The sequence below is a fragment of the Edwardsiella ictaluri ATCC 33202 genome (assembly GCF_000264785.1).
Lineage (GTDB): Bacteria > Pseudomonadota > Gammaproteobacteria > Enterobacterales > Enterobacteriaceae > Edwardsiella > Edwardsiella ictaluri.
In genome coordinates, this window is the sequence record NZ_AFJI01000025.1 from 1 (window position 1) to 25829 (window position 25829).

General features: G+C 49.9%; 19 protein-coding genes. 15 read left to right on the forward strand and 4 right to left on the reverse strand.

Annotation, left to right across the window (positions count from 1 at the left end; translation table 11 throughout):
• Positions 1 to 184 precede the first annotated feature (184 nt).
• Positions 185 to 2182 carry an RNA-binding domain-containing protein gene (locus EIEH_RS03100; RefSeq protein WP_015869799.1) on the reverse strand — a complete coding sequence of 666 codons (1998 nt, stop codon included), beginning with the start codon at positions 2180 to 2182 and terminating at the stop codon, positions 185 to 187.
• A gap of 178 nt (positions 2183 to 2360) precedes the next feature.
• Between EIEH_RS03100 and EIEH_RS03105 the strand changes: the two genes are divergently transcribed.
• The 5 genes from EIEH_RS03105 to EIEH_RS03120 are packed head-to-tail and all read left to right on the forward strand — an operon-like array spanning position 2361 to position 7099.
• Positions 2361 to 2756, forward strand: a complete 396-nt coding sequence (locus EIEH_RS03105) for a TIGR03757 family integrating conjugative element protein (protein ID WP_015869800.1) — start codon at positions 2361 to 2363, stop codon at positions 2754 to 2756.
• On the forward strand, positions 2753 to 3745 hold the full coding sequence (locus EIEH_RS17220; protein ID WP_015869801.1) for a TIGR03756 family integrating conjugative element protein: 993 nt from the start codon (positions 2753 to 2755) through the stop codon (positions 3743 to 3745). Before EIEH_RS03105 ends, EIEH_RS17220 begins: the two co-directional genes overlap by 4 nt.
• Positions 3746 to 3756: 11 nt before the next feature.
• Positions 3757 to 5190, forward strand: coding sequence for an integrating conjugative element protein (locus EIEH_RS03110; protein WP_050977389.1), 1434 nt, complete (start codon positions 3757 to 3759; stop codon positions 5188 to 5190).
• Positions 5191 to 5203: 13 nt separating this feature from the next.
• Positions 5204 to 5557 carry a hypothetical protein gene (locus EIEH_RS03115; protein WP_015869803.1) on the forward strand — a complete coding sequence of 118 codons (354 nt, stop codon included), beginning with the start codon at positions 5204 to 5206 and terminating at the stop codon, positions 5555 to 5557.
• Between the two features lie 6 nt (positions 5558 to 5563).
• Positions 5564 to 7099 carry a conjugal transfer protein TraG N-terminal domain-containing protein gene (locus EIEH_RS03120; RefSeq protein ID WP_015869804.1) on the forward strand — a complete coding sequence of 512 codons (1536 nt, stop codon included), beginning with the start codon at positions 5564 to 5566 and terminating at the stop codon, positions 7097 to 7099.
• A gap of 45 nt (positions 7100 to 7144) precedes the next feature.
• Here EIEH_RS03120 and EIEH_RS03125 read toward each other — a convergent pair whose 3' ends face one another.
• A complete protein-coding gene (locus EIEH_RS03125) occupies positions 7145 to 7363 on the reverse strand; it encodes a hypothetical protein (protein WP_015869805.1) in 219 nt (72 codons plus the stop codon).
• 158 nt (positions 7364 to 7521) lie between these two features.
• Between EIEH_RS03125 and EIEH_RS17225 the strand changes: the two genes are divergently transcribed.
• The 8 genes from EIEH_RS17225 to EIEH_RS03155 all read left to right on the forward strand — a co-directional run bounded on the left by EIEH_RS17225 (position 7522) and on the right by EIEH_RS03155 (position 15387).
• A complete protein-coding gene (locus EIEH_RS17225; protein ID WP_041730623.1) occupies positions 7522 to 8079 on the forward strand; it encodes a hypothetical protein in 558 nt (185 codons plus the stop codon).
• A 120-nt stretch (positions 8080 to 8199) separates the two neighbouring features.
• Positions 8200 to 8901, forward strand: coding sequence for a YkgJ family cysteine cluster protein (locus EIEH_RS03130; RefSeq protein ID WP_071525679.1), 702 nt, complete (start codon positions 8200 to 8202; stop codon positions 8899 to 8901).
• A 1023-nt stretch (positions 8902 to 9924) separates the two neighbouring features.
• Positions 9925 to 10848, forward strand: coding sequence for an integrase domain-containing protein (locus tag EIEH_RS03135; protein ID WP_035608635.1), 924 nt, complete (start codon positions 9925 to 9927; stop codon positions 10846 to 10848).
• 20 nt (positions 10849 to 10868) lie between these two features.
• A complete protein-coding gene (locus EIEH_RS03140; protein ID WP_015869809.1) occupies positions 10869 to 11291 on the forward strand; it encodes a hypothetical protein in 423 nt (140 codons plus the stop codon).
• Positions 11292 to 11695: 404 nt separating this feature from the next.
• On the forward strand, positions 11696 to 12034 hold the full coding sequence (locus EIEH_RS18785) for a hypothetical protein (protein ID WP_071525680.1): 339 nt from the start codon (positions 11696 to 11698) through the stop codon (positions 12032 to 12034).
• 452 nt (positions 12035 to 12486) lie between these two features.
• Positions 12487 to 13542, forward strand: a complete 1056-nt coding sequence (locus tag EIEH_RS03145) for an ArdC family protein (protein WP_015869811.1) — start codon at positions 12487 to 12489, stop codon at positions 13540 to 13542.
• A gap of 107 nt (positions 13543 to 13649) precedes the next feature.
• Entirely contained in the window at positions 13650 to 14585 is a 936-nt protein-coding gene (locus EIEH_RS03150; protein WP_015869812.1) for a DUF1281 domain-containing protein, read from the forward strand.
• Between the two features lie 118 nt (positions 14586 to 14703).
• Complete coding sequence (locus EIEH_RS03155; protein WP_015869813.1) at positions 14704 to 15387, forward strand: N-6 DNA methylase; 684 nt, start codon at positions 14704 to 14706, stop codon at positions 15385 to 15387.
• A 225-nt stretch (positions 15388 to 15612) separates the two neighbouring features.
• On the opposite strand, the gene EIEH_RS03160 is transcribed toward EIEH_RS03155, so the two are convergent.
• The gene (locus tag EIEH_RS03160) at positions 15613 to 17199 is read right to left on the reverse strand and encodes a hypothetical protein (RefSeq protein WP_015869814.1); all 1587 of its coding nucleotides are present in this window, start codon (positions 17197 to 17199) and stop codon (positions 15613 to 15615) included.
• Entirely contained in the window at positions 17192 to 22153 is a 4962-nt protein-coding gene (locus tag EIEH_RS03165; RefSeq protein ID WP_015869815.1) for an AAA domain-containing protein, read from the reverse strand. The genes EIEH_RS03160 and EIEH_RS03165 overlap by 8 nt, the downstream gene beginning before the upstream one ends.
• A gap of 588 nt (positions 22154 to 22741) precedes the next feature.
• On the opposite strand from EIEH_RS03165, the gene EIEH_RS03175 reads away from it, so the two are divergent.
• Positions 22742 to 24214: a UvrD-helicase domain-containing protein gene (locus tag EIEH_RS03175; protein ID WP_015869816.1), complete on the forward strand. Its 1473-nt coding sequence runs from the start codon at positions 22742 to 22744 to the stop codon at positions 24212 to 24214.
• The gene (locus EIEH_RS03180) at positions 24208 to 25800 is read left to right on the forward strand and encodes a TraI domain-containing protein (protein WP_015869817.1); all 1593 of its coding nucleotides are present in this window, start codon (positions 24208 to 24210) and stop codon (positions 25798 to 25800) included. The genes EIEH_RS03175 and EIEH_RS03180 overlap by 7 nt, the downstream gene beginning before the upstream one ends.
• The last annotated feature ends 29 nt before the right edge of the window (positions 25801 to 25829 follow it).

Here is a 25829-nt window from a genome sequence, read left to right on the forward strand (position 1 = left end):
GGGTCTGCTACCACGGGCCGCTGGCCCCTTTGTTCTACCTACAGGCCTGACTTCGCATAGTGTACGACTCGTTATGTTGAAAAGACCGCTGCGCAAATCGAATCCCGCAGCGACCTCTTTTGTCGTGTTGATGAGGTGAGCGTATCACCTCAGATCTGGTGATCGGCACTATCGTGATATTACACTATGTCGTTGGTGTCTGAACTGTCATATAACCTTGTTTTTTATGTCGTCTTACATGGGGAAAAGCAAGCCTGAGCTTTCCTTGTTTTACCAGTGGTATGAGCTGTTTTTCGCGTATGTTTTGCGGTGTTCTCTTGGTTAACATTGCGATAACACTTAAAGGCATAAAATGCCCTTGGCACAGAGAAAGGATGATTTTATCCATAATATCATTGGGTAATCGCCGTTTCTCTCTGGCTGGTGATGCTGTGTCAATAAGCTGTCTCTGTAGCGATGAGCTCAGAAAATTAAAGTCGTCAATGTAAGCTGCTGGAAGCTTATCTGTGATAAAGCGTCCGACATGATCCCGTTTATGGCTGTCAGATGTTGTTACATCATTGTTATCCGTGATCAAGCTATCGTTATCCGTGATCATTTCACCTTTATCCGTGATGAATTCGGCCGTTTTTGACGTCAGGGATGATAACGGATTTAACGTAAAAAGCTCTTCTGGTGAAGGTAGGTCATGTCCTGGCAGTGTGTATGATTTGTTCCTTTTTTCGCCATGGGCTATAAGAAATCCGTTGCAGACTAGCCTTGGAAGCGTTAGGGTCACTTCACGGGAGTGCTGAGTTGTTAACTGACAGGCTCGTTCATGATCTATCCACCCTTCTACGGCTGTTGTAATCACAATACCGCGCTCTAGTTCATTCAGTTTATTTACTTGTTCTCCAAATATACGATATAGCAGTGCTGCCGTTTTTTCTGAAACCAGATTGCCAATAGACAACTCAAGCAGAGTTTGCTCTGGTTCTGCTTTTTCATATAATCTCGGAACTCGCCAGTTTGCCCATCTCCAACCACTAAATATTTTTGGTATGCCTGAACCTGAACGCTCGCCCGCACCAATCATCAAAAACATTTGATGTATAAGGCGATTACGACAGTCACTTTCGTAACCTCTTATAGCCTGTTCTGGAGGGATACGCATCATTCCAGGATTCCGGAAGCCAAACAGATCGGGGCGTTTGACCACCATTATAGATAAGCGGCCTGTATAATCAGCATGAACTAACGTATTGACTAGCGCTTCCCTCAATGCTGTGTGGATCTGAGTGTCATCCTGGCGGATACCATCTTTCAGTTCAAACGGGATTTTTAAATCTGCGATCAGTTTACGGTATGTTCTGCGGTAAAAATCAAATACATTCCCTGACCAGGTTCCATCAGGACAAAGTCGGTCAATCCATCGGCGTTCAGTTTTGGCTTCTGGTCTCTCCTGATAATCGACGAAGTAATTAGGCGCTGCGTCTTGGATGGACTCCCAGGTACCAAACATCAGTATTCCCGCGAGTGTCATCCCTTCGTTTCCTGTTTGTCGATCTTTACGCCAGCCACCGATGCTTCTCAGAAAGTTGAAGTTATCTAATTCAAGAGCAGGGTGTGTCGGGCTTGATGTGGATAGTAGTTGCCGATATGCTTGAAGGCTCTCCTGAGAGATATCATTCATATCAAAATTTTGTAGGATCCGATTATCCCTACTCTCTTCCACTTGCTCAGCCATCATTCGCCGAACCTGTTCTTCGGTACAGCGATGATCGCCATCATGCGCCCGTAACCAACTTTCTGTCATGGGTTGATTATTAAGATAAATAGGTTTTTGTTCGCGGCGGGCGGGTGGAATATTAATGACTAGAATGTTTTTCCCTTCAATTATAGACTCAGAAATGTGCTTGTCAGTCAGAAGGTTGATGTTTATTTTGTTTTTGTTGCTGAGGATGTCGAAGAGTTGCTTTCTGACAACGCTGATATCCTGAATCCCAGCAACAGAAAATTTTCCTTTCTTTTCCTTGATTCCAAGTATGACGCATCCCCCCCGACAGTTGGCCATGGCACTATATGTAGGCCAAAAATCATCGGGCAATTTTCCCCGGCCATCTTTCCCTTGAGCGAGCTTACATTCAAGTTCAACGGATTCTGTCAGAGTTTGTAGGTCTGTCAGATCATTAATCTGGAGCAAAGTGCCTCCTAAGCAAAAGGTAATGGCTGTAGAACATCGGAACGACTGAGCGATAAAAGTAGTACTGACAACAATATTCTACACAAAAAACTTTATTTCTGGATTTTTAGTTTTTCGCAGATTTTCTGAATATCAGTAGGCACGCTGTCAGACGATTCAGTCTGACGGAGCCTCTCTAATGAAATTACGTGATTTTATCCTTCTGCCGGCATTGTTGCCGGTGTCCGTTCTGGCCGGCACGGTGGTCTATACCGACAGCCAGCACTTACCTGAAAATCTTTCTCCGGGTGTTGTAGCTGTGTTGCTGGATGCACCTGAACGTCTGCAGGCGAAAATGTTTGGTCAGCTTTCGACAGACCCAGAGCAAGCTGCTGCACAGGTAAGGCTGGCGATGTCATCCCCTCAGTGGCAGCAAAAACAGCAACAGTTGGTTGCAGCATATCGCCAGGTGGTACATGCCTGGGAGCTTGGGATCCGCAAAGTGCCCGCTGTCGTTTTTGACGATAGGGATGTGGTCTATGGCACAACCGATGTAGCGCAGGCACTGCGGCTGCAAGCTGGAGGTGATCAGTGAATCAGCCTCCCTCTTGGTTCAGGAGAACGCTTTGCTCTGCCGCTGTCGCCACCGTTTTGGGTACTGCGTCAATACCTACCGCGCTCGCTGCACTGAATACCGCGCAAATCGTGGCTAGTGCGGTGACGCAGGATTGCATCAGCTGGCGGGTAAGCGGTATCTGCTACTGGCTGTTCTGTTCCTGGTATGGTTGTACGGTACGTACCTCTGTGAAAGTGACTCACTTTATTCCTCAGACGGTGGTTTCGACTTATGTCGCGCCTGGAGGAAATCCTTGGACAGAGATGGCTGCTGTCAGTCAGACAGCGGGCGGGTTAGAGAATGCTGTTACTGGCGCGTTGTCTGGAGTGACGGCCGGTGGCGCCAATCCGGCAGACATGAAGAATCCGGGGCAGCGTAAATCCAATATTCGTTTCAAATATGCGGATGCTATTGGTCATCCGGCCACATCGCTTATCGGGGGCCGTATCCCAGGGTATTCCTGTGATAGCGCAGCTACACCTCTGATGCCGTATTTCCTCAGTACGTTGGATTCCATTGCCTGGCGAACGGGCGTACCGGAATCGTTGTATCCCGAAGCGCTGGTCATTGGCCGACGAGAAATTGGCAGTCAGGCATCTGGCAACATGTGGGGCAATGTTTATCCACGCTCCGGGTTTGTTAGCCAGAGCGATGATGACAAAGCATCGGCGGTAGTAGCGCAACGTGTTGCAGACATCATTACTCGCACAGGGCAACCACATGTTTATCACGAGCTGAAAGGGCCCCGCCGCGATGGATACTGGCCGCCGGGAGAAGTCACGGAAAATACCGGTTCCAAAAATCATAAATGGCAACGCCTGGCTCCAAGTATGACACGAAGTTGCGCGGTATTTCCGGACGGGAGTCACAGCGCGGCCAGTGATAACAACGCGGCTTTTGCGTTGTGGCAACCCTACAGTTGTTGCAAGCGCATGGGACAGAAATTCTTGGGCAGTACTGATTTTTGACGAGGTAAGCCATGACAATAGATGCAATTAAGTTAACAGCCAGCACCACATTATTGCTTGTAGGGACATTGGGCGCCGCATTGTCGGCTCAGGCTGAGATTTCTCTTCCTCAAGTGAATGATAGTGCTTTTGGCTATGGTAAATCTGTGGATGGCGCTGTCTCCGACAAGTTGTTTTATACCTTGGGCGGTGGGTCGGTGATATCGCAGCCGGCGACGCGCAGCAATATGAAAAAACTGGGAATGGATATTGGGTGGAGCAGTGACCTGATGTGCGGCAACTTCGACCTTAAAACCACTGTTGGCAATCAGCTGAATGGGGTGACAGACGGATTTAAGAATCTTATGGGCGACGTTATCCAGGGGGCTACCGGTGCGGTCGCCAGCCTGCCGGCGATGCTTATTCAGCGGGCCAATCCGGGCCTGTATGACATGCTGACCAATGGGGTGCTGCAGGCAAATGTGTCCTTCGACAAGGCGCAACTGAACTGTCAGAACATGGCGAAGAAAATGATGGATTTCAGTGATACCAGCAAGTGGACCCAGGCAGCTATGGCGGAAGAGTATAAATCGCTGGTCAACAATGGAGAAACAGACGCAATACGTGCGGATCAAAAATATCAGGATGCTGACGGAACCTCCGGGAAAAAATGGATTGGTGGTCAGATTAGAGGAGGAAAAGGGCAGAAAGCGATCCGGCCGACATATGATTTAGTATCTGCAGGTTACAACATGATGAATAGTCTTAACGTACTAAGTTCAGAAACTGTGAGTGGTGCCAGTTGTAACGGTGGTGCCTGCAGTAAGTTCAGTAATGCTGAAGAAGCTGCACAAGCTGTGGTGAGAGTTCTTGGTGATCGCTCAATGCGCACCTGTAGCAATGCGTTGCAGTGTACCAGTGGCGATACCGACGATCAGCCCGGCCTGTCCGTCGCTGGCACCGGATTTGCGCCGATGCTGGAAGAAGCCACAAAGAACAATACGGAGCAACTGGTGAAACTGGTCAATGGTACCGTAAAACCCACAGCTACTGAACTGGCGAAACTGAAAACGGGTGGGTTGCCGGTAACGGCCAATGTCATTAGGGCTCTGCAACGAGATCCGGATAATACTGCGCTGACCGTTCGTCTTGCCAGTGAGCTTGCCATGTCTGATGCGGTCGAAACTGCACTATTGATGCGTCGGATGCTGACAACAGGTATGAGTGAGCCAAATGCCCAGGATCAACCGCTCGCGCTGGAAGATGGTGTTCACCGGATCGATGCTCTCGATCGCGAAATTATGGCATTGAAGAATGAAATGGACCTGAAGCGTGAGCTGGCGAGGAACTCGGTACTGACCATCATTGAACGGGACAACGAACGTGTCGGTACAAACCCAATGATTCAGCAGACGGACAATGCCGACAGCCGGTTCCAGAAGCTCGATACCCCTGATGCAGAGTAAGGAGATTGTGATTATGAAAAACAGTCACCGCGACCTGCTGTGTAAAACGGGAAAAGGTTTAAAAGCTGGGCTGCTTTATCTACTGATTCTAGCGCTGATGATGGCAGTAGGACTTTGGCTGGCCGATACAGGTATGCGTCATCCGGAGAGCGTGGCATCCCTGAAACGATGGATGCATGCAACGCGTTACGGTTGGTTGGTATGGCGGTTGGTTATTTACAGTGCTGTCGGATGGGGGCTGTGGAAAATCTGGCATGCGCCGGGCTTTCGTCCGGAATATCGTCGGTCACTGTTGCGTATCGCCGGCGCCAGCACATTATTCTTTCTGGTCTGTGAGTACTCCATTTTTTCCGGCGTGGGAGGCTGATTCACTATGACAACGAACAGCTATCTGGAGTATTTCCTGACCCTGCTGGGTTGGCTGGTCAATAATGGTCTCTGGGATGTCCTTGTCAGTACCGGACTCTTTGCGCTGCCACTGGCCTTTAAGGTCGCGAGTATCTGGCTGAAGGTTCGTGAAGAAGGCGAGGATGAAGGTAACAAGGGCATGCTGTCACTGCCCCGTATCGAGAATGCGCTTTATGGTGCGTTCTTTGTGATGATTGCCTGTTGCGTGCCGCTGATTCAGGTAAGTCTGAGTACACTGGAGTTTGATAAAAGCCGGGGGAAAACATGCGGGACCTGGACCCCAAAAGCGCCGAATGAAACTGGCTACAGCGGCATTATATCTAGCATGGATGGAGAAAGCGCCGCAGCACCAGTTTGGTGGGTGCTGGTCCATAAGCTCTCCAAAGGCGTGACACAGGCAGCTGTGGCCAGTATTCCTTGTCGGCCAGATCTCAGGCAACTGCGGTTTGAGGTTCAACGGACGTTCATTGAGAATCGTGCTCTGGCTGATGAGTTGCAGGATTTTACCAACGACTGCTATTCGCTGGCGCTTTACCAGTGGAAACGGCGTGACCAGGGGCAGACAACAGATAAGGCGACTTTGTCAGACCTCAGTTGGATAGGTAGCAGTACCTTTCTTAAAGGAGACTATACCACCCTGCAGTCGAAATTGCCGCGCGGGATGTTCTCCTGGAGTGACGCCCGTGACAGTGGTCGGCCGAATACCGGTAATGGGGGATACCCTTACTGTTCTGAGTGGTGGTCGGCAGCAGATACTGGCCTGAAGGCCAGGGTGATGAAGCAGGTTGATGACAGCTACTGGCTGCGGTTATCTGCGGCGATGAAGATGATTGGCAGCAGCCAGACTGATTATCAGGAAGAGGTGATCCGCCGGCTTGTCAGCCCGGCGAACCTGACGGTATCGCATGGAGGTGAAGTATATAACGGCTATGGTGGTAATGCGGGTATGACGGCAATGAATGCGATTTCCCGTGTTGCCGGAACGGCAGGCGCTTCGGTGGCCTCACTGGGCGCGTTCCCGGCTCTGGACGCGATGCGTCAGGCATTGCCGATGGTGCAGGCCGTTATACTGATGGCCATTTATATTATGGTGCCATTAATCCTGACCTTTGCGGCTTATGAATTCAAAACGGTGATCACCCTGACGCTTGTCATTTTTGCTGTGAACTTCTTGACGTTCTGGTGGGAACTGGCCCGCTGGCTCGACAGTTGGTTGCTGACGGCGCTATACAGTTCTGATACCCACTCACGCTTTAATATGATGGGATTCCAGAATACATCGGATGATCTGATTATGAATCTGGTTATGGGGACGATGTTTCTCATGTTGCCGGCTGTGTGGATAGGGGCATTGAGTTGGGCGGGTGTTCATTTGGGAGGGGCTATTAGCAACAGTATGAAAACCGGAACGGACAAAGCTACGCAATCAAGTGAAAAAGGAGGAAAAGTTGCAGAGCAAGCTGTTTCATCTTTCGCGGGTGGCATGATGAAAGGTAAATAAGTTAATTAGGCGAGTATCATGAGTCTGATAGCGGCTTTCCAACGTTCAGTCGCTATCAGACCATGTTCCATACGACTCCCCATAAGGGGCACCATCATCAATAGCGTTTAACCCCTCGTAGGTTCTTTCAACAAGAGGATCATCATTGAAAAGCGTTTCTGCTTCATCGTTGAAGCATGTCAGTAAAGAGCCATCGTCAGTGTGATTGTTCGGCTTAGGGTCAGGCAGCACCGCGTTTAACAGCTTTTTCACGAAAATATTCATATCCCAGTTTTCTCCAGTTTGACCAAGCGCTGTTTTTTTGTTCGAATCATCATTGTATCATAAGGATTGTTGAAGAAATGTGCAACTTCAGCTGCGTTGGTAATAGGGGGGATTTTCTCGGTTTAATTGGGTTGTAAAAAATTATTATGGAGGAAAAGATGTTCAGGAAGAAAGTATTAGTTGTTTGTATTGTATCTATGTTGGTAACAGCTTGTTCTATGGATGAGTTATCTTCCGTCAATAAGAAAATTAGTGATTTTGGGGTATCAATAGCAGGAAAACAGTCATCACAGAATGAATCAGGTATGCCTAAGTTAGCACCTAAAGTTGAAGCCGATCAGGATTCCACGTCAAAAGATTTATCTGTTCCAGTTGATGTCGATACTGCTGCTGCTCGTTTGCGTCGTTATTATAAATTTATGACGACAGATGAGTTAAATAGTATTAAAAATAGAGAAAGTACTTCTGCCCGTTTGACTGCTGCTGCGATTGAGGAACAGAGGCCAGAATGGTCGGCATCGGTAGGGAGCTATTATAAAATGGGGCGAAACTGGGGAGAGGGAAAGGATCATATTACATTGGAGGTTGAAAAGAATGGTGCCGGAAGCCATGTTTATATTCAGTTCTTTTCTTCAAACCCTCAGCATTTAACAGAAGCCTATTTAGGTAATTTATTTGCACAGGTGAAAGACGTTGCAGAGGGCAAGGTTCGATAATATATGTAAAATAAGAAGGATAGAATCCTTCTTATTTTATTTTCGAGCTTATAACTGGAGGTTGACATCATGAATAATAATAGAGTGGCTGCTTATATTTATTTTTAAAAGGGGAAGAAAATGAAATCTTTTCATGATAGGTTTTATTCATCATGTTATAACTCATTTAAAGTTAAAAGCAAGAGGCAAGTTATCTTAGTGGTAGAAAGTTGGCATAAATGTTCTGAGGGGGTGGTGGATAGAATAAAAAACGGAAAAAGTTTAAAATCGATATGCCAAAAAGGATGCTCGCGTTGCTGTTCATTACATGTGTCATTACTCACACCTGACGTATTTTTTATAGCTGAAAATTTAACAAAGGATTTTAGTGACTCAAAGTTGTTTTTTATTAAAAAAAGATTGAAAATTCGAGCTGATAAGGTTGAGGAATACATCGATGATAGCTATAGAATGGAGTGTGTTTTTCTCGGAAAAACTTCTGGGCAGTGTATTATCTATAAATATCGTCCGGAGGCGTGCAGGCGTTTCTTTACTAATGATGAAAAAGATTGCATTGAAAGTAATGGTTCACCACTTCAGGATGGTGCTGTGTTTTATTCAACTGGGATTCTTTCTGCTTATATGGCTCTTGCGGCACATAACAATGACCTATTTATCGATAGTCATGAGGTGAGTAAGTCTTTATATATGGCTCTGGATAGGCCTTTGCTTTTTAAAAAATGGCTGAGGGGCGAGCCTAATGTTTTTCCGGATGTTAAGTGGGAAGGGTATCATCAGGAAATTAAAAAAATGAATGCTGATATGAAGATCAAAATAAAGTAAAACATCCTGACATGAAAATATTGACGAAAGCCCGCCTCTATTGCTAGGCTTTAAGTGTTGTAGATGTCGTCAATGACGACCACCAATGCTCCTGTAGCCTGTGAGGAGCGCCTTCGGGTGGCTACTGTCGCGAAAGCGACCACCAATGTTCCGCGCAGTCTGTGAGGAACGCCTTCGGGTGACTGCAAAAGAATTCTCCCGCAGCCTGAAAGGGAGAGCATATTGAATGCGGTACATCTGCACACCTTTGGAAGCAGATATCGTCAATACAAGCGCACTATGACGCGGCGATGAGGGTTTCTTTCTCTTTGCTCAGCAGCACACCAGTTCGGGTGTTGTATAACGGGCTGGCCACTTCCAGTCAGACGGACGTCGTCTGTGGAAGTCGCATCAACATTTCGTTTCTCCAGTGATACGTCCTGAGTTTCGTACGATTTTTGCATCGACCGGATAAGGCCATTTGGTACATTTGGCCGCTTACGGCGTTGCATTATGAGCACGAAACTGCGCGGCGTCACTTGTGTGCAAGCGAAGCGAACACCAAGTGACGCCGCCAGGCGTACTACGTCAACACCACGTACGACGCGGGTTTACAAGTTGTATTACCTCGTGACGTACGCAATGAAGACGCAATCCCGGCATTCCCGTCACGTCCGTTTTCACGGACGAACGTGCCGGAAACTCATCTCAACCATTGTTAATGACTCAAATTGATATCCATTAACTTTATGATAAATGGAGGAAAATCGTTCTGATATTGAGGCGTCAGCAAAACGCTGATGGGGTGTTTAATTCGCCAGTACCGAGTACTGGTTGATCACCTGTAAAAACTCAACATGGCATTACCCTGCTACACAATATCAAACGAGCCAGGATGGCGAACGAACCGACACGCAGGGAACGTCTGTAATGACGCAAAACTAACAATTTGGTCGCATTGCCCGTTCATACGGGTGAGTTGCAGGCAATTCACCCGTATGAACAGAAGAACAGCTATATCTGTCATTCAGGTGGAGGTAATCTTTGAACAGGAAAACGGCACGATCGAAGGTTGAGCAATTCAGACGCGATTTCATCACGCAGGCTCGTGAGGCGTCTGGCGGATACGCCAGCACAGCCGATAGAATGAGGATCGCAAAATACTTTTTGAATTATCTACGGGAAAACGGGATCCAATTACGCCATGCCGACAGTATTAAGACGCGTCATTTTGTGGGCTACTTGCAAAGCAGAAAAGAGCAGGGTGTCTCTGTCAGAACTATTCAAAATGAACGCTCTGCTATACGAGGGATTTTATTCCGGGGTGGTCGCTACAAACTTGCTGATCCGGACAATCCGTTATTAAGTAATAAAGCTCTTGGTCTTGAACCCGCAAGTCGTGATGGAACAAAGTTGCCTTTAGCACCGGATGAGTTTTATAAGGCGTTCCAGGCTGTGGAAAAAAAGAACCCTGGCGTGGCAGCTGCAATGCAACTTTCCTATGCTCTGGGATTAAGAACAAAAGAAGCTGTTGAGGCGTGTAAATCTGTTCCGAGCTGGAAACGTGCACTGGAATCAGGGCAAAACTCCGTACGTGTTGTATTCGGAACAAAAGGCGGACGCCCCCGGGATACCGTTATTCTTGACCGCGATTCGGTCAGAGCAGCAATTAACTATGCCGAAAAAGTAATGGAAAAACAGAATGGAAAACTTGTTGACCGACCTGATATAAGAAAAGCGATAGATACTTATCGCTACCAGGTTCGTCAGATCGGTCTGACCGGGAAAAAAGCTCCTCACAGTATGCGGTATCATTTCTCTCAGGAAGCAAAATCCTTTTATGAGCGACAGGGTTATACCGAAAGAGAAATTTTCGCGCAGGTTTCCATGGACCTGGGACATGGTGACGGGAGAGGTAAATATGTCAGACAAGTCTATTTCAAAGAATTGCCTGATGATAATGGTTAAACTTACATACAGAGGTCCTTATGCGCTACGATATATTAATGAAAGCCACTTCGGTTAAACCTGTTTATGAAATTATTCTGGAGGGCAATCAATGCAGTGAAATTGTCATTGCTTTTAATTGTGAAACACCGTTAAGTGAATCTGATACCTGTGCGATGTTGGCAAGGTATTTTGATAACGTGTATTTTGAAGATAACGAACACGATACTTTTACGCAAAAAGGTGATATTTTCGAGATGACGGGAGTAATCAGAGTCCCACCCTCAGAAAAAACGGTTCACCTCAATAAAGGGGAAGTTATCATCCCAATTACCACAAGGTTGACTCATCAGCTTATGTCTCAGGAGTATAATGCCAGGAGTGAGGAGAATGTAAACGGAATGGTTGATAACTGGATTGGGGATCTGTTTAATAAGAAAGGTAACCTGATTATTAACAAATGACAGTGTGTCAGCATACTCAAACGTAACTGCCGCAGCTCACTCAGGGCTGCGGCTTTTTTATTGTTTAAATAGTTGATAAATCGTCTTGACACCCAACTTTAGTGGTCTGAAAATGTACAGGCTAATCTGTTACCTTCGGGTGACCACCAATGTTTCAGCAGTCTGTGAGAAACGCCTTCGGGTGACTGCAAAGAAATCTCCCTCAGCCTGAAAGGGAGAGCATATCGATGTGGTACATCTGCGCACCTTTGGAAGCAGATATCGTCAATACAAGCGCACTATGACGCGACGATGAAGGTTTCTTAAACTTACCAGACAGTCAGAATAATGCCGTTTCTGACTCCCCGACGGGAAATATCTTCCCGATTGGGCCGGTGTTTCCCGCTTTTTACAGGAGAAACACGATGTCCGAAGTATCTGACTTATCTTTTTCCCATATTATTCACTGGTGTTATCGTTTAACAACGATCATTCAGCGAATCATTCGGGGGAGAGCGTTATCCTATGACAGTAACTGGTTTACCAACGCATCCGGTAATTTTGCCGTTCGCGCTCATGTTGCGTCGACAGAGAAGGGCCTGCGGGTGTGGCTCACATTACGCAGAGGCTGGCACAGCGGTGAATATGTATATTCCCGTTTAGCTGTACCGGTTCCTGAAAATGCCGGATGGCGCAAAGCTTACCGGCTTGCGTGCCGGCAGGCCGAGCATCTTGCTCACTTCCGTTATCGCTTTCAGTCATAACGATTGTTCATCACTTCGCATACGCTCACACTGATATTTACTGATATCAGACCGCAACAACCACCCTAGGGAGAATATGCCGCTCTGGAGTTCAGATTGTATGAACCCCTGGAGCCGCTTTCTGACGATCCGGAAATTCATCCGGTGGATATCATTCTTGGCTGCATGTAACGGGCACCGGGCATTTAGGTGCCTGCAGCAGTTGCAGCGAGCTGAAGTACTGGCGTATGACTGCACTACGGCTGCTTCAGGATGTTCATCCCGTCGTGTGCCGTCATGCAAGGCCTGCGGATCATCACCGGTTTTTGGTGGCTGCCCATCATCTGCAACGCCGGACAGAATGTGTTTCACCTGACGGGGCGCTGCTGCTGAGCGCCTGATTTAAATTCCACCCGCCTGCGGCGTGCCTCACGCCCGCAGGGGAGGGGCACGCCTGTTTTAAGGAGTGCTCCATGAAAACTGATAATCGTAAAACCACCGCCAAGGTCTGTAAAAAGCCGACAGCACGCAAAACTGCTTCCTCAGGTAAACGTCGCCAGGCAGGAATGGCCGCGACGCTTACTGGCAGCGGCGATATTTACCGTCTGGTCACTGATCGGATAATTATCGCCCTGGAAAACGGTATACCCCCCTGGCGACGGCCGTGGCGAAATGCGCAGCAGGGGATAAACACCCTGATGCCGGCCAACGCATTTACTGGCCGGGGCTACAGCGGCGTGAATGTTTTGCTGCTGTGGCTGGCGGCTGAAGAGCGTGGTTTTACCAGCGACCGCTGGCTGACATACAACCAGGCACAGGAGGCCGGTGGCCAGGTCCGCAAGGGCGAAACCGCCACACTTGCGGTGATATACCGCGACTGGACAAAGCAGGCTGAAGACAGCAATGGCAACAAGTTGTTTGATGCTGACGGTAAGCCGCAGATGGAAACGGTGCCGATGTTGCGCCAGTTTCCGCTGTTCAATGCCGAACAGTGTGCTGATCTTCCTGACCAGGTGCGTGGCACTGCCACCGTCACCCGACCGCAGGAGGATTTCGCTGATGTCAGTCCGGTACAACTGCAGCAGGTCCTGTCGGTGGTGAATGCCACCGGCGTGCAGTTTTCACCCCGGCCGCAGAACCGGGCGTATTACCGTGTCGCCACAGACCAGATAGTGCTGCCCCTGACATCGCAGTTTGATGCTGAGGGTGACTACTGGTCAACGGTGCTTCACGAGCTGGTGCATGCCAGTGGCCATGCGAAGCGACTGAACCGTGAAGGGATAACTCGGGCGTCAAAGAAATTTGGCGACCCGGTGTATGCCTTCGAGGAGTTGATAGCCGAAATTGGCAGTGCCTTTCTGTGCGCACATCTCGGGATAACCGGTGATTTGCAGCATGAAAGTTATGTTGACGGATGGCTGTCAAAACTGAAATCCGACAAAAAGGCGCTGTTCAGTGCCTGCCGGCAGGCCCGGGAAGCGTCGGAATATTTGCTCGCACCACTGAACCGTCAGGCTGAAACGGCGTAATTAATCTACCGGGTGACGGCAGTAATACAACCGTCACTCTCCCGTGAGGGCATTGTTCCTCACGGGACGATGCCCTCTTTTTTACTGAAAAATAGGAGTATCAACTTATGTCTGAATGGTGCCAGAACCGTTTTGAAATTACCGGTAAATCTGTCTGTATCGATGTGTTGTTGCAGTGGATAAACGGTGCAGACACGCCGCGTTATCGCCACGCAATACTGCAGAGTATACAGCTGTTCCTGGCAGGGTGTGCGGGGATACTGAAACCGGTGCGAACAGTCTCGTACATCCCCTTTCAGGGACTGGTTCGTCATGGTATCGGGCAGTCGACGGCCGCTAACCTTGCGTTTGAGCAGTGGCTGGAGCTGCTGCAGAAAGACGTGGCGCTGGATACGGAGACAATACGCCGGATTGACCGGCTGTATCACCAGTCCGGCCTGGGGGCGCTGAAGTGGGAAAATATCCCCCTGGCGTCTCGGGACATCATGGCGACGCTGATGAAAAGGCAGTATGCGGACTGGTTCGGTCTGGCCGGCATGAACGACGAGCCTGATGCAGCAGCTTGCTGGGAGCGTCTGCGGGAATACCCGGAACGGTCACAGCCCTGCGATATGCTGATGGTTATCCCGACGCGGTTGGCCACAGAGCTTAACGGCTCCGGTGGGCTGCTGGCGGGAATATCCACAACGGTCAGCTTCTACAGCCATATTTACGGTATGGAGTGGCCAGCCGGGCATAATGTAAACCTGCATCGTCATGCCGCTAACGGGCTCACGCTGCGGCTGGATTCACCCTGGTATCCACCGTCAGGTGAGGTGGTGGCCGGTATTTCCGCTCTCTTTGAGTGCGAAGTGCGGCACACGTACAGCGAACCGGTCAGCGGTCTCAGTGGTTATGACTGTTATGACCTTGGGGCGCATGTGGATGGCCATCAGGGGGTGCCGGTGGAAACGCTACCGCCCGCTCCGGCACTTTATCTGGTCAGTAGTGAACAACCGCATCCTGGACCAGAGATGGCTGGTTACAGCGAAGTCCGTGGATAATCGGTTTCTGACCATTTAACCGCGCTGCAGCCTTCACCGGCTGCAGCTTTTTTTACCCTCAGGGGAACACTGTTCTCCTGCCCGGGATACGTGTTCTTCTTTTTTATGGAGAATGCGTATGGCCGGTTTTATTGACCATGAAAAAGCATTTATCTCACTGTTTAATCAGACCGCACGATATCATCACCGCCATAAGGTATTCGAAGATTTTGTCAGCTGCAGCGTTATTGCACTGGAGAACCGTCTCTGTTTTAGCGAAAAGCGGGAAGGTAAATATCTGCGAATAATTGGTGGTTATGAAAAGCCGGATGTTATCCGTATGGCACAATTGCTGGCCCACGTGGTTAACGGGCTGCAGAATGGGTTATGTAATTTTCTGGGTAACGTGTTTATGCAGCTGGAACTGGGCGATAAGTATCGCGGCCAGTTCTTCACCCCCTGGGATGTGGCCAGAATGATGGCGCAACTGCAACTGGGGGATGTGAAGGCAATGTTTGATGAAAAACCTTTCATCACTCTCCATGAGCCCGCCTGCGGTGCGGGTTGCATGGTGCTAGCTTTTGCCGATGCTCTTAATCAGGCAGGCTACGCGTCGCACCTCTATCTGTGGGTTTCCGCGACGGATATTGATCCACTGGCCGCTGGCATGGCCTACATCCAGTTATCACTCTGCGGCGTGGCCGGTGAGGTCGTCATTGGCAACGCATTATGTGACGAACGGCGGCGGGTACTGCTGACGCCGGGCCATTATCTCGGTAGTTGGTCGCTTCGTCTGCATTCACGGCGAAAAAAAGTCGCATAATTACACCATAGCGCTCCCGTCTGGGAGCGTTTTTTTGTTCAGCATAGTTGGTGGATGTGCGGCAGAGAATAGTCGGCTAAGAGCGAGAAGGCACCATTGCCAAGTGGAGCTAACTTCATTGCTCAAAGAGCAAAAGTGGCCTTTCAAAGGTTATTATATTGGAAAGACCATCCATCGGTTGTCACCCTGATGCCCGACGCCCGTGAACCACCAGAGCGAGAGGCGCTAGTGTTGATTGAATTTTTCCACCAGTTTTTTCAGTTTTTCCTCGGAATTGTCGACCAGTAGTTGTGTCAGTTCAGCAGAAGTACAACCCAGTAGCTGATCAAGATCGTCTAGTACTACCTCGGGCTGGTTGGCTGACCGAAGCGGCGACTGGATTCTCTGTTGCACCTGCGCCCACAACAGAGCTACCCGCTCTGGGTCCGTCGTGAAGTAGCCGATTGGCAACGTGAGGCCGGCGTAGCCGAGTGACGGATCAAGGGCTGCATGGTATTGGACCACGGCCATGCCTTGCTCGCCAGGAAACACCAGCATTTCCAAGTGCGACTCAGAACGGCCTTTTTGGAAAATACGTAGGCTGCCGTCGGTACGGCTGTTAAACAAATTGGTAATTAAGCGCTGTGCTCGATACTCCTCATCGCACTGAAATGCCAAATTGAGGCGACTGTTTCGCTCTCCACTGCCGAGCTCAGTATTCATTTGCTTGATGAACGACCCAAAACCTAAGCTAGCGCCAAATAACTCGTTGGTAGCTCCCAGCCAGACCCCTTGATGCGTCCGCTGGTTAAGTGGCAACCATTTAGCCCACTTGATCAAGGTGTCACGGTTGGAGGCAGCATAGACTGGCCCAATAATCATACGTTGAGTGGCACTGTCACCATAGCCGGTTTTTCTGCGTTGTCGATCATGAAGTAAACGCCCTAGGTCCAGTTTACCACCGCGTCCTATATATCGACGGATCACCGTGTCTTTTGCCAGGTCACAATAGTCTTCAAGTGTGGTAGTGGCGGCCTCTAGCTTGCGCTCGTGCAGCCAGTTAATAGCCTCTGTTTTGAGTCCTGAGCTTTCCATCAAGCGCGTATGTTCTGAGCTATAGTCCATCAACCGTGCCTCGAGACGTATCCCGTTCAGAGGATCGGAATGGGCATGAACATCGAGTGATATTTGCTGTTTCAACCCCGATTGGCCGACAGAGGCCCGATTCACCCGGTAAAGTCGGGCTTTGGAGCTACGCAGTGCGCGCATGCTCTTGGTATCGGGTAAGCAAACCTGAAAGCGACGAAATTGATCGGCGATCAAATCAGTGAAATCACTGCTATTGATCTTACGTGCCAACTCGGGCAGCCCTTTCTGTAGGTCTGCATTACACTTGGGCTGAATGTGCCCAGTACAAAGGTCGATGAAAGTAAAGCCACGGTGATTTTCCACATCTTCAATCGCAATGCCCTCATCCGCTGCGCCTTCTCTACGTTGCATAGTCAAACGGATCGTGGTCGCGATATCGCCCTCATCATTGTATCTCACGAGGCCAGTGTCGATCATTTCATCAACTAGAACCTGACGTTCATGGTCGGCCAGTCCGAAAAAGCCCCCTAGCTCTAAAGGAGACACTGTCTCGAGTTGCGCCACCAGTAGGAGAGCCGACTCAATAACCGCTGGTAGCGCGGCTTTATGTGTCACGTCAATGTCTAGACTAACCTTCTGTACTGGTGCCAGCAGGGTAATACTTTGCAGCAAGCGGTCATAATCAGTCGGCAGTTCCACGGTTTGCAGCGATTTTTTTTTCAAGGTAAGGGTCTTGTTACACATAGTCATTCTCCTGCAGCTCGGTGCAAGCGTTGTGAGTCAGGTCAGCCGACCGAATGATCTGATATTCGCTATCTTGGCATGGGAGCTGCTGATGGATATAGTCGAATACACGGGCCAGTGGCTGACAGGCATCCGCCTGCTGCCACATACTCCCAGCACCGATGATCAACAAGCGTTCTTTCGCCCGAGAGAGGGCAACATTGACCCGGGCATTATCGGTCATAAATCCGCCCTTTTGCTCAGCGTTATGTCGCACTAAACTCAATAAGATGATGCGATTTTCAGATCCTTGATAGGAGTCAATGGTATCAACCTTCATCATTGAGCGAATCGGGGCGGCCCAGGATTCAGATTCCAGCCGCTTCTGCAAGAGCTCCACCTGCTTGCGATAGCCAGTAATAATCCCGATAGCTGGAGTAGTATCTGCGTCATTCCACTGACGCAACTGCAACATCGCCTGTTCATCGTCGACCAATTGTCGCAGCAGGCTACACAACAGGTTAACTTCAACTTCATTGGCAATCCCTTTGCTGATATTCGTTTCTAGGACCTTACTATCAGAGGTATCGATCCATGACACGGTGCGATCCCACGGGGTGGGGAGGGAGGACATCCACTCGGGAGCTGGAGGCCGCCCAGTCGCAAGAGTGCCGTCATAGAAACAGTGACTAATGATGTCACCAATCGCTGGTGCCATTCGATATTGCTTCGATAGCATGTGACCATCATTCAAGGCGTAAGCGCGCTCAAAGTCTGTTCGTTTCACATCGGCCTCGTTAAGACCTAGATCGCGCGCGACCTGACGTACATGACTCACATCGTAGCTGGGTGCCAATTGCTTGTAGTCCCCTACTAACAACACTCGTTTCGCACTCTGCATTGCTATGGCCAGCTCGGAGAACGTAGCGCGCGCAGCCTCATCAATTACCACCAAGTCAAATGCATTTTTGTCCAATTGGTATCCGCCATGCCCGATGCCAACCAATGTGCCAACAACTAGTTGACGGGTGCGAGCTGCAAAGGCGGCGTAGCCGGTCTCGTCTGTGGCTAATCTCTGATACCAGTGGTGGGCCACCTTAATCACCTCAGCCATCCGTTCAATACGCTGCGGATTGTTAATCTGGTGTCGCTCTGCAATCATATTGAGTACCGCGAGTAGCGGCTTATTGTGAAGCAACACTTGGTTGGGCATATCGGTAAAAGCTGACAACCGGCCAATTAAAGCGTTCTTGAGATTATCTAGGCGACGTTCAGTTGTCAGGCGAATCATTCGTTTGTCATTTGGCAGGTTATCCACATCGACACCATCTTGTTGAGCCTCCCTGACTTCATTTCGGGCAGGGGTGAACTCGAACAATTCACGACCGCAGGCTCGATACAGCGCGGCAGATTCCAGCACAAATGCCTCAGGAAGTTTCAGGCGTGCAGACAGTGCCAGCAGCCGGACTTCAAGATCGCGGTGAAACGCGGTTCGAGCTTGAGCCTGTAGGGCATTAGTATGGACATCCAGCATACCTTCACTGACCCGGCGGCGCTCACCCAAGCGCACAATGCTTGGCAGCTTGAAATCTGGGGATTGTTCTTGGCGCTTAAAGCTTAACTCGCGCACACGGTTGGCCACTTCATCGACCGCAGTATGCGATTGACTCACAACCAGTACACGCCTTACGTTCGCATCATTTAGCAGATAGTCTAGAGCCGCGCTAAGTAGTGTAGTTTTTCCCGTACCCGGAGGCCCCATCAATACGCTGAGTGGATTCTGCAGTAAATACAGGAATGCGGCGCGTTTAGACTCATCCAGTCCATAGCGGTTGATTTGTTCGTCGGTAGGTATCGGCAATGCAGGCGGCTGGAAACCTCGAGGGCCATTCATGAAGCGATCAGTTAGATCCCCCATCACTGCATCGCTAGCAACAATACGTGATAATGCCCGGTCTCGCCGCTCCCAGCTAACGTCACTTCCCGAATTAGAAAGAGTCAGGATTGTGTCTTCTCTAATGTTTTGCAGGCGGAAGTTATTACCGCGGTTGTCATCTGAGAACACCAGCACACCGTTTCCAGACTTAGCAACATCCAGTTGGCCGAAGTGAGTTTCATGATCATCCATTGTTACGTTAATCACGTCATCTTCGGCAAACTCTAAAGAGTCAATGTTCTCATTAATTTGGACATGAACGATACCATCGAGCTCCTTAGGGCTCGCTATCACTTTGACGGTTGGCAGGGTTTCGCGCTCTACTTCTACTAGGCGCAGCCAGAGACGCTTTAGGTATCCCTCTTGGTCACCGGCAACTACCGTCGGGTGTTCTTCTGACTCTGGTTTGATGTCCAGAGCATGCTGTACCACATGTAATGTTCTGATAAAGCCCAATAATTCAGTATTTTCCGCGACAAATGGCCCTTTTTTAATTATAAAAGGCTGTCCCACCGACATGGCACGGTTACCATTCTTGCGGTTGTTACGGGTGTCATACACTATTTCTCCCGTACCCAGTCGGTCATAGAACATACGGTGCACGGTGAGACTCTGCCCATCAACTTTGAGATTAAGCGTCAATTTATGTGAGACACCCAAGAAGAATAATTTTAGAACATTACTCTTAGGGGTATAACTGGCTGTCAGATGGTAGATGCCAGAGTCCATCTCGAATAATTCGCCCTGCTCGTTGGGGAAATACAAACTTTCGATCACCAGTGGCGTAGCCTCGACCAACTCGGGTTCGTTTGCATGTATCATCGTGCGCCGTAACATGTCGAGGCTACGAGGCACTGCGTTTTTATCCCCTAACGCATTACGAATCTCCCCACGAATCTTATTGGCACCATGGTGAATGCAGGCCGCAAATATCTCATCTACAATCATGTATACAGCATAGCGATCACGTGCAGTGGCGCTGACATCAGTCGTTGGGGCGTACTCAGAATTGGCTGGAGCGAGACCGTCTAGATCCAAGTCAAACATATCTAGGAGCAGAATGCTCAGCTTGCCGCCTTCCGCTTGCACCAACAAGTTTTCAGGCTTCAGATCACCATGGCTAAGATCCAAATCATGTAGGTTATGAACTGCACGGATCAGCGCATCAGCCAACTGGTATCGCTCCTCATAACTACGGTTGGGCCGCGTCATCCATTGTTCTAAGCTTTCCCCTAGGGCATAAGACTGAACAACATGGGTTCCCATCATGCCGCAGCCGAATTCAATTAATGGCGGGAGCGACAAAACATTATTGGAGGCGATTGCACAGCGCTCAAGGAAGTGCAGCAGCCGCTGGGACTGACCATGATTGTCCTTGTTGGGCCGTGCATTTAAATAGATACGAACAGTACAGGGTTGCCCATCAATTGTTTTGGAGCGGAAAGTCATGCGTTGGCGCTGGGGATCCGTACTCGGCGTTTCCACCTGAGGATATTCCGTTATTGGCATAGCATCAGTGTTGAATGCAGCTAAAGCGTCGAGTACCCGGGCCTTATCTTCGTTAGAGTCGAGGTTTTGAAAATTGAGGGTTCGCGTAAGCGTCTCCAGCATTGCACCCGCATCGGTGTGGCGTTTTGACGCATCGAGCTCTAGGCTCTGCTGGATAAATCCATCAAGTTTACCCTCGAATGGGTCATTTAGGGGCTGCTTCCATTGGGGCGGCTCATCTCGGGGTAAGGTCAGTTGCTCTCCATAGGCAATTTGGTAGCATAGTACCCCCAGTTGGAACACATCGACCGCTTGCCCCAGCACCTCGGTCTCACCAAAGGCATCTTCTGGCAGTAAGATACCGGTAGTATCCATATCCTGACGCATATCGCTGATGCTTTTGTGTCCCAAATCCGGAAACTTCGCACTGGTCAGTCCACTTATTATGATGGCATTTCGTTCCCGGTCCCACCACAAGCGTTTAGAACTCAAATCGCGGTGGTATACCCCCATGGCATGCATACCGGCCAGTGGAGTTAGCAAAGCTCTTAATAATAAGGTGCGTTTTTCAATCGATAATGGTGAGGATACTAGGAATTCGTCCAAACGCTCAGCTAGTCGAGGAAGTTGGTAGACTTCAGCCATGTCAATGGTAAGGGTATCTTCCTGAAGGTTATGCTTGGGCTCCAGCAGATAGTCTTTGCCCAGTTGACTATCGGTTCGACGTATATGCCGCTGCGTACGGTCCTCGCGTAGGCCAAAAAAGACGCGCACAGACATATCTGTGCCGACATGGGCCATCTTAGAGAAGTCCCACATGCGTATCTGGCTTTTATCTTCCAAATCACGCTCATGTTCACCGTCGAATTCATTGTAGAAGCCCTTGGGGCCTTTTAGACGTGGGATCTTCTCACTGAGCACATAGCCTGCTTCGAGCCTCTGGCGGATCTGGACATAACTCCCTCCACGCTTCCATTTCTCAAAGATGGCAATTTGTCCGGGCGCGCAAGGGCGCTTTTCAGGATGGCGGCGAAAATACCCTTCAGCCCTGGTCTCGGGCATCTTGTCAAAGTAGGTATCTAGATTTGCAATGGTCAAAAATTCATCAAGCGCTAGCACAAAACCTTTGTCTTTTGGCGATTGCTGTGTGACCTTGGCTTCGCCAGTGAGAACCACCAACGCTTGGATTTCGTAGAAAGTATTCCCCCACAGCGCGCGCAATTCTTCATCAAACATGGATTTGATTCGTTGAGCGTGCTCGCGCTTGCGGTCAATTGGAGATCCGTGCTTGATTTTACGCCCACCTGGCGTGGTCTGGATCCACTGATCGTCTTCCATATGAATCTGACCATGGAAGTTCTTAAGTTCTACCATCAAGATGCGATCTTCGGCGAAGATCAATACATCAAATTCTAGACTTTTGCGATTTTTGTCAACCAGCAAGATACCCGCATATCCAACCCAATGTGCGGGCAGGGCTTTCTCCATGGCAATAATGGCATCGTGCTCGTTTTGGTGTAACCCTTGCGTTGCTGCGATATGTATTTTCATTGAATTGCCTCCGGTTTTGAGCAAACAGAGGCGTATAAGGCAAGGGAGGTTGGAAACAGTGTAGTGCCATGCATGATGTTAGACTTCGGCATGAGCGCAGCATAATAATGGCCTATAAGACCAACTGTGAGAAATTTCATATTATCGTAGAGTTCATCAGTGGGGTACGCCCCCATAGTCCTCGCCGAATGCGAGAGACACTGACTTACCCCTAAATAAGACGTTCGACTGTAACATAACAAAGGGAAGAGGTCAGGTTAAAGTAGATGTTTATCAAATGTGATCGGAATACTTAACGACAGATGTATTAGCATAAGAAATTAGCATAAGAATGTAGTGGTCGACAAAATTTGGCCTCGGCATGAGAACTTTTAGACCCAGTAGATGCCCGCTATTGGCTGTGAGTGTCAACAACGGGTCGATGCAACGCTATTCTTATCAGCGACGAAATCATGCTGCATGATTGGGTCATCATGCTCCTGCCCGGGAGCGTTTTTTATTTCTGAAAGTGGGTATCTGGTTTTTTATCGCCGCAAGCTCCCCCGGGTGACAGTGTGAGAGTTTCAACTGTCTCTCCCGGAGAACCCTATGACCTGGAAAACCACACCGGAACAAAACGCCATCATCGAATGGCGGGGCAATCAGCTCGTGGTCAACGCGTTTGCCGGCACCGGTAAAACCACCACGCTGGTACAGTTTGCGCAGGCGAACCCTGAGAGTAAAATGCTGTACCTTGCCTACAACAGAGCCATCCGCGACGAAGCCGAACAAAAATTCCCTTTCAACGTTGAGTGTAAAACCTCCCATCAACTGGCCTGGTCGCATTTCGGCCGACATTTCAGGCACCGGCTGACGGCAAATCTGCGTATTACCGATGTGGCCCGGAAGCTGAATACCCGGCACTGGCCGCTGGCGCGTCTGGCGCTGACGGGGCTGAATGCGTTTCTAGGTAGTGCTGAGTCGGAACCTGGCATTATCCATCTGCCGACAGAAGATGAGCGTCATGGCCTCTCTGCGGACAAAATTCTGGGGGCTGTACAGGCTCTCTGGTATGAGGTGAGTCGTACTGAATCTGACTTTCCGATCACGCATGACGTCTACCTGAAGCTCTTTCAGCTTTCCGGTCCGAATCTTGCCCGTAAGTGGGACACCCTTCTTTTTGATGAGGCTCAGGACGCCAATCCGGTCACCAGTGCCTTTGTCCTCAGTCAGCCCTGCCGGATCGTGCTGGTTGGGGATCGTTACCAGCAGATTTATCGCTTCCGTGGTGCGGATAATGCGCTCAGTTCTCCCCGGCTGGAACAGGCCGATCGGTTGTGGCTGACGACCAGTTTTCGGTTTGGCCCGGCGGTTGCACAAATGGCGAATATGCTGCTGGCCATGTCCGGGGAGGAGATTAAAGTCACCGACAGTGGTGAGGATGATGAAGTGGTTACGCATCTGCCTGCTGACGTTCCTCATTGCTCCGTTCTCAGCCGGACAGTATCTGGTGTGATTGGTGCCGCGCTCTCTGCCAGCCTACAGGAGAAAAAGGTCTTCTGGGTGGGCGGTATTGAAGGGTACAAAACGGAAGAATTGGAGGACCTGTACTGGTTCTCTGCCGATATGCCTGAACGGATGCAATCACCTCGCCTTGGTCAGGATTACCAAGATTTTGATGAATATTGCGCTATTGCAAAGGCGACGCAGGATGTGGAGATGAATCAGGCCATCCGGTTGCTGGATGAGTATTTCCCTCTGCCACAAAAGCTGGCCATCATGCGCCGTCAGGTTGTGACGCATGAAAAGGATGCGCAGGTCACCGTTTCTACTGCACATCGCAGTAAGGGGTTGGAATGGGATGTCGTCGTACTGAATGAGGATTTTTGTGACATCTCCGATCCGCTGCTCTCCGCAGAAGAGCGACAGGACGAAACCAATCTGCTGTATGTGGCCGTGACCCGTGCCCGCAAAACCCTGGTGTTGAACGAGCTGATGCTGTTCTTGAAGCAGAAAGATTGCGAGCAACCTGTAACGGGTGATGCGGAGAACGATGAGGGAGAAGTGATTTTTCCATGTTAAATAAAATCAAAACGTTATTATCCCGTACGCCAGCTGTCACAGAGCCATCCAACAAACTCCCCGTTTCGGTGCCGACGGGGTATTTCTCTCCGGCTAAGGCTGAAGAGTTGGTCATCACTGCATTACGTCAGGATGCCCTGCAGAAAATTCGGGAAAATAACGCACTATCAGCAGAGGTATACCAGCGATTTTATCTGGCCCCAGTGCTCCTCCTGCTTGAACGGACTCAAAATGTACCGGCGGCACCTGACGGCCGATGGGCGTATGCAGGGGGATTTGGTGATTTAAGCCTGCGCTTTACCGCTTATGCTGTCAGGCTTGCTCGGGGATATATGTTTCCGCCTGGTGCGGCACCAGAAGAGCAGGCCGCCCAGGGCGTTATCTGGCAGGCCGTTATTTTCTGGGCTGCGTTGTGTTATCACCTGCCGTTACTGGCCAGTATTGAAGGCGAAACCACCGGCGGCGTTAACTGGCAGCCGGGCATATCTGTGCCGGATGCGCCTTATCGCTTCCGGTTTCGTCATTCTCCTCCGAACGCGCATGATGCTTCTGCTCTGGCGGCGCTGGCCGCCGGTCAGTTGCTCCCCACTGAAGCGATAAACTGGCTTTCAGGTACCCCGGCAGCATTGTTCAGTCTTGCCTGTGCATTTCGCAATGGTTCTCCTGATATGCCCCTCATCAGGACGTTGCTCGACCAGGCGGCAGAGAAGGTTGATTCGCCAGTACTCCGGAAAGAGACAGGTGGATCTTCTGTGGTAATTGCGCCGCCAGATTCGGTAACGTCACAGGAGGGGGCGTTGGTTGTTCAGACGGACGATAACTTATCCTCTTCTGCGGTAGAGCTGGCCGCTTCGGAGCTGATGACGCCACTCAACGATACTGGTGGTGGGGACAGACAGCCACCGCAGAACGGGGTAAGTACAGTGGAGTCGCCGGAAGAACCGGATAACGCCAGCCCGGGCCTGGGGGATGCCGATATGCTGCTCAGTCTTTTTTCCGCAGTGGCGGATGCAGAAGTCTCGGAGGTTGCAGATGACGCCAGTGTGAATACGCTAGCCACGGTAGCGCCGGATGAAACTGTGGTGGTCATCGGGAAAGACGCTCCTGAAGAGTCTGCTGAGACGGAAGAGTCCTTCCGGCATCGCGATACCGATTCCGGTGGTCGGTTGCCTGGCACGCATGAAGAGCAGAGCCACCCGATTAATGTCGGTGCTGATGCCCGACGGTCGGGTGAGGTGTTTCTCGCCTGGCTGTCTGACGGCGTGGCATCCGGCAGGATCACCGTCAACCAGCATGATTCACGGGTGCATTCCGTTGCCGGCTTTATTTACCTTCTGGTGCCGGATATTTTCTTTCTTTTTCTGAAAGATACCGGAAGTGACAGCCACAGGGAGGAGATTCAGACCTCGTTTGAGAAACTCCAGCTCCACCGTGTTCGCAGAGGGGAACGTTTTATCCGGGCGAAACTGTACTGCTCAGAAAACAAACAGGGGCGGTTCAGCAGGGTTAATGGTTATCTTATCAAGGCTGTCCGCCTGAAAGGCGTGAGACCTCAGGAGGACAGCAAACTCCTTTTCTTTCCATAGGGAATATACACACAGGGATCTCTACAGGG

Bases quoted from the DNA above. Each gene is read 5' to 3' on its own strand.
- EIEH_RS03120 (WP_015869804.1), top strand. From the start codon at position 5,564: ATGACAACGAACAGCTATCTGGAGTATTTCCTGACCCTGCTGGGTTGG.
- EIEH_RS03160 (WP_015869814.1), bottom strand. From the start codon at position 17,199: ATGTGTAACAAGACCCTTACCTTGAAAAAAAAATCGCTGCAAACCGTG.
- EIEH_RS03145 (WP_015869811.1), top strand. From the start codon at position 12,487: ATGAAAACTGATAATCGTAAAACCACCGCCAAGGTCTGTAAAAAGCCG.
- EIEH_RS03175 (WP_015869816.1), top strand. From the start codon at position 22,742: ATGACCTGGAAAACCACACCGGAACAAAACGCCATCATCGAATGGCGG.
- EIEH_RS03130 (WP_071525679.1), top strand. From the start codon at position 8,200: ATGAAATCTTTTCATGATAGGTTTTATTCATCATGTTATAACTCATTT.
- EIEH_RS03105 (WP_015869800.1), top strand. From the start codon at position 2,361: ATGAAATTACGTGATTTTATCCTTCTGCCGGCATTGTTGCCGGTGTCC.
- EIEH_RS03150 (WP_015869812.1), top strand. From the start codon at position 13,650: ATGTCTGAATGGTGCCAGAACCGTTTTGAAATTACCGGTAAATCTGTC.
- EIEH_RS03140 (WP_015869809.1), top strand. From the start codon at position 10,869: ATGCGCTACGATATATTAATGAAAGCCACTTCGGTTAAACCTGTTTAT.
- EIEH_RS03155 (WP_015869813.1), top strand. From the start codon at position 14,704: ATGGCCGGTTTTATTGACCATGAAAAAGCATTTATCTCACTGTTTAAT.
- EIEH_RS03110 (WP_050977389.1), top strand. From the start codon at position 3,757: ATGACAATAGATGCAATTAAGTTAACAGCCAGCACCACATTATTGCTT.
- EIEH_RS03180 (WP_015869817.1), top strand. From the start codon at position 24,208: ATGTTAAATAAAATCAAAACGTTATTATCCCGTACGCCAGCTGTCACA.
- EIEH_RS03125 (WP_015869805.1), bottom strand. From the start codon at position 7,363: ATGAATATTTTCGTGAAAAAGCTGTTAAACGCGGTGCTGCCTGACCCT.
- EIEH_RS17225 (WP_041730623.1), top strand. From the start codon at position 7,522: ATGTTCAGGAAGAAAGTATTAGTTGTTTGTATTGTATCTATGTTGGTA.
- EIEH_RS03115 (WP_015869803.1), top strand. From the start codon at position 5,204: ATGAAAAACAGTCACCGCGACCTGCTGTGTAAAACGGGAAAAGGTTTA.
- EIEH_RS03165 (WP_015869815.1), bottom strand. From the start codon at position 22,153: ATGAAAATACATATCGCAGCAACGCAAGGGTTACACCAAAACGAGCAC.
- EIEH_RS18785 (WP_071525680.1), top strand. From the start codon at position 11,696: ATGTCCGAAGTATCTGACTTATCTTTTTCCCATATTATTCACTGGTGT.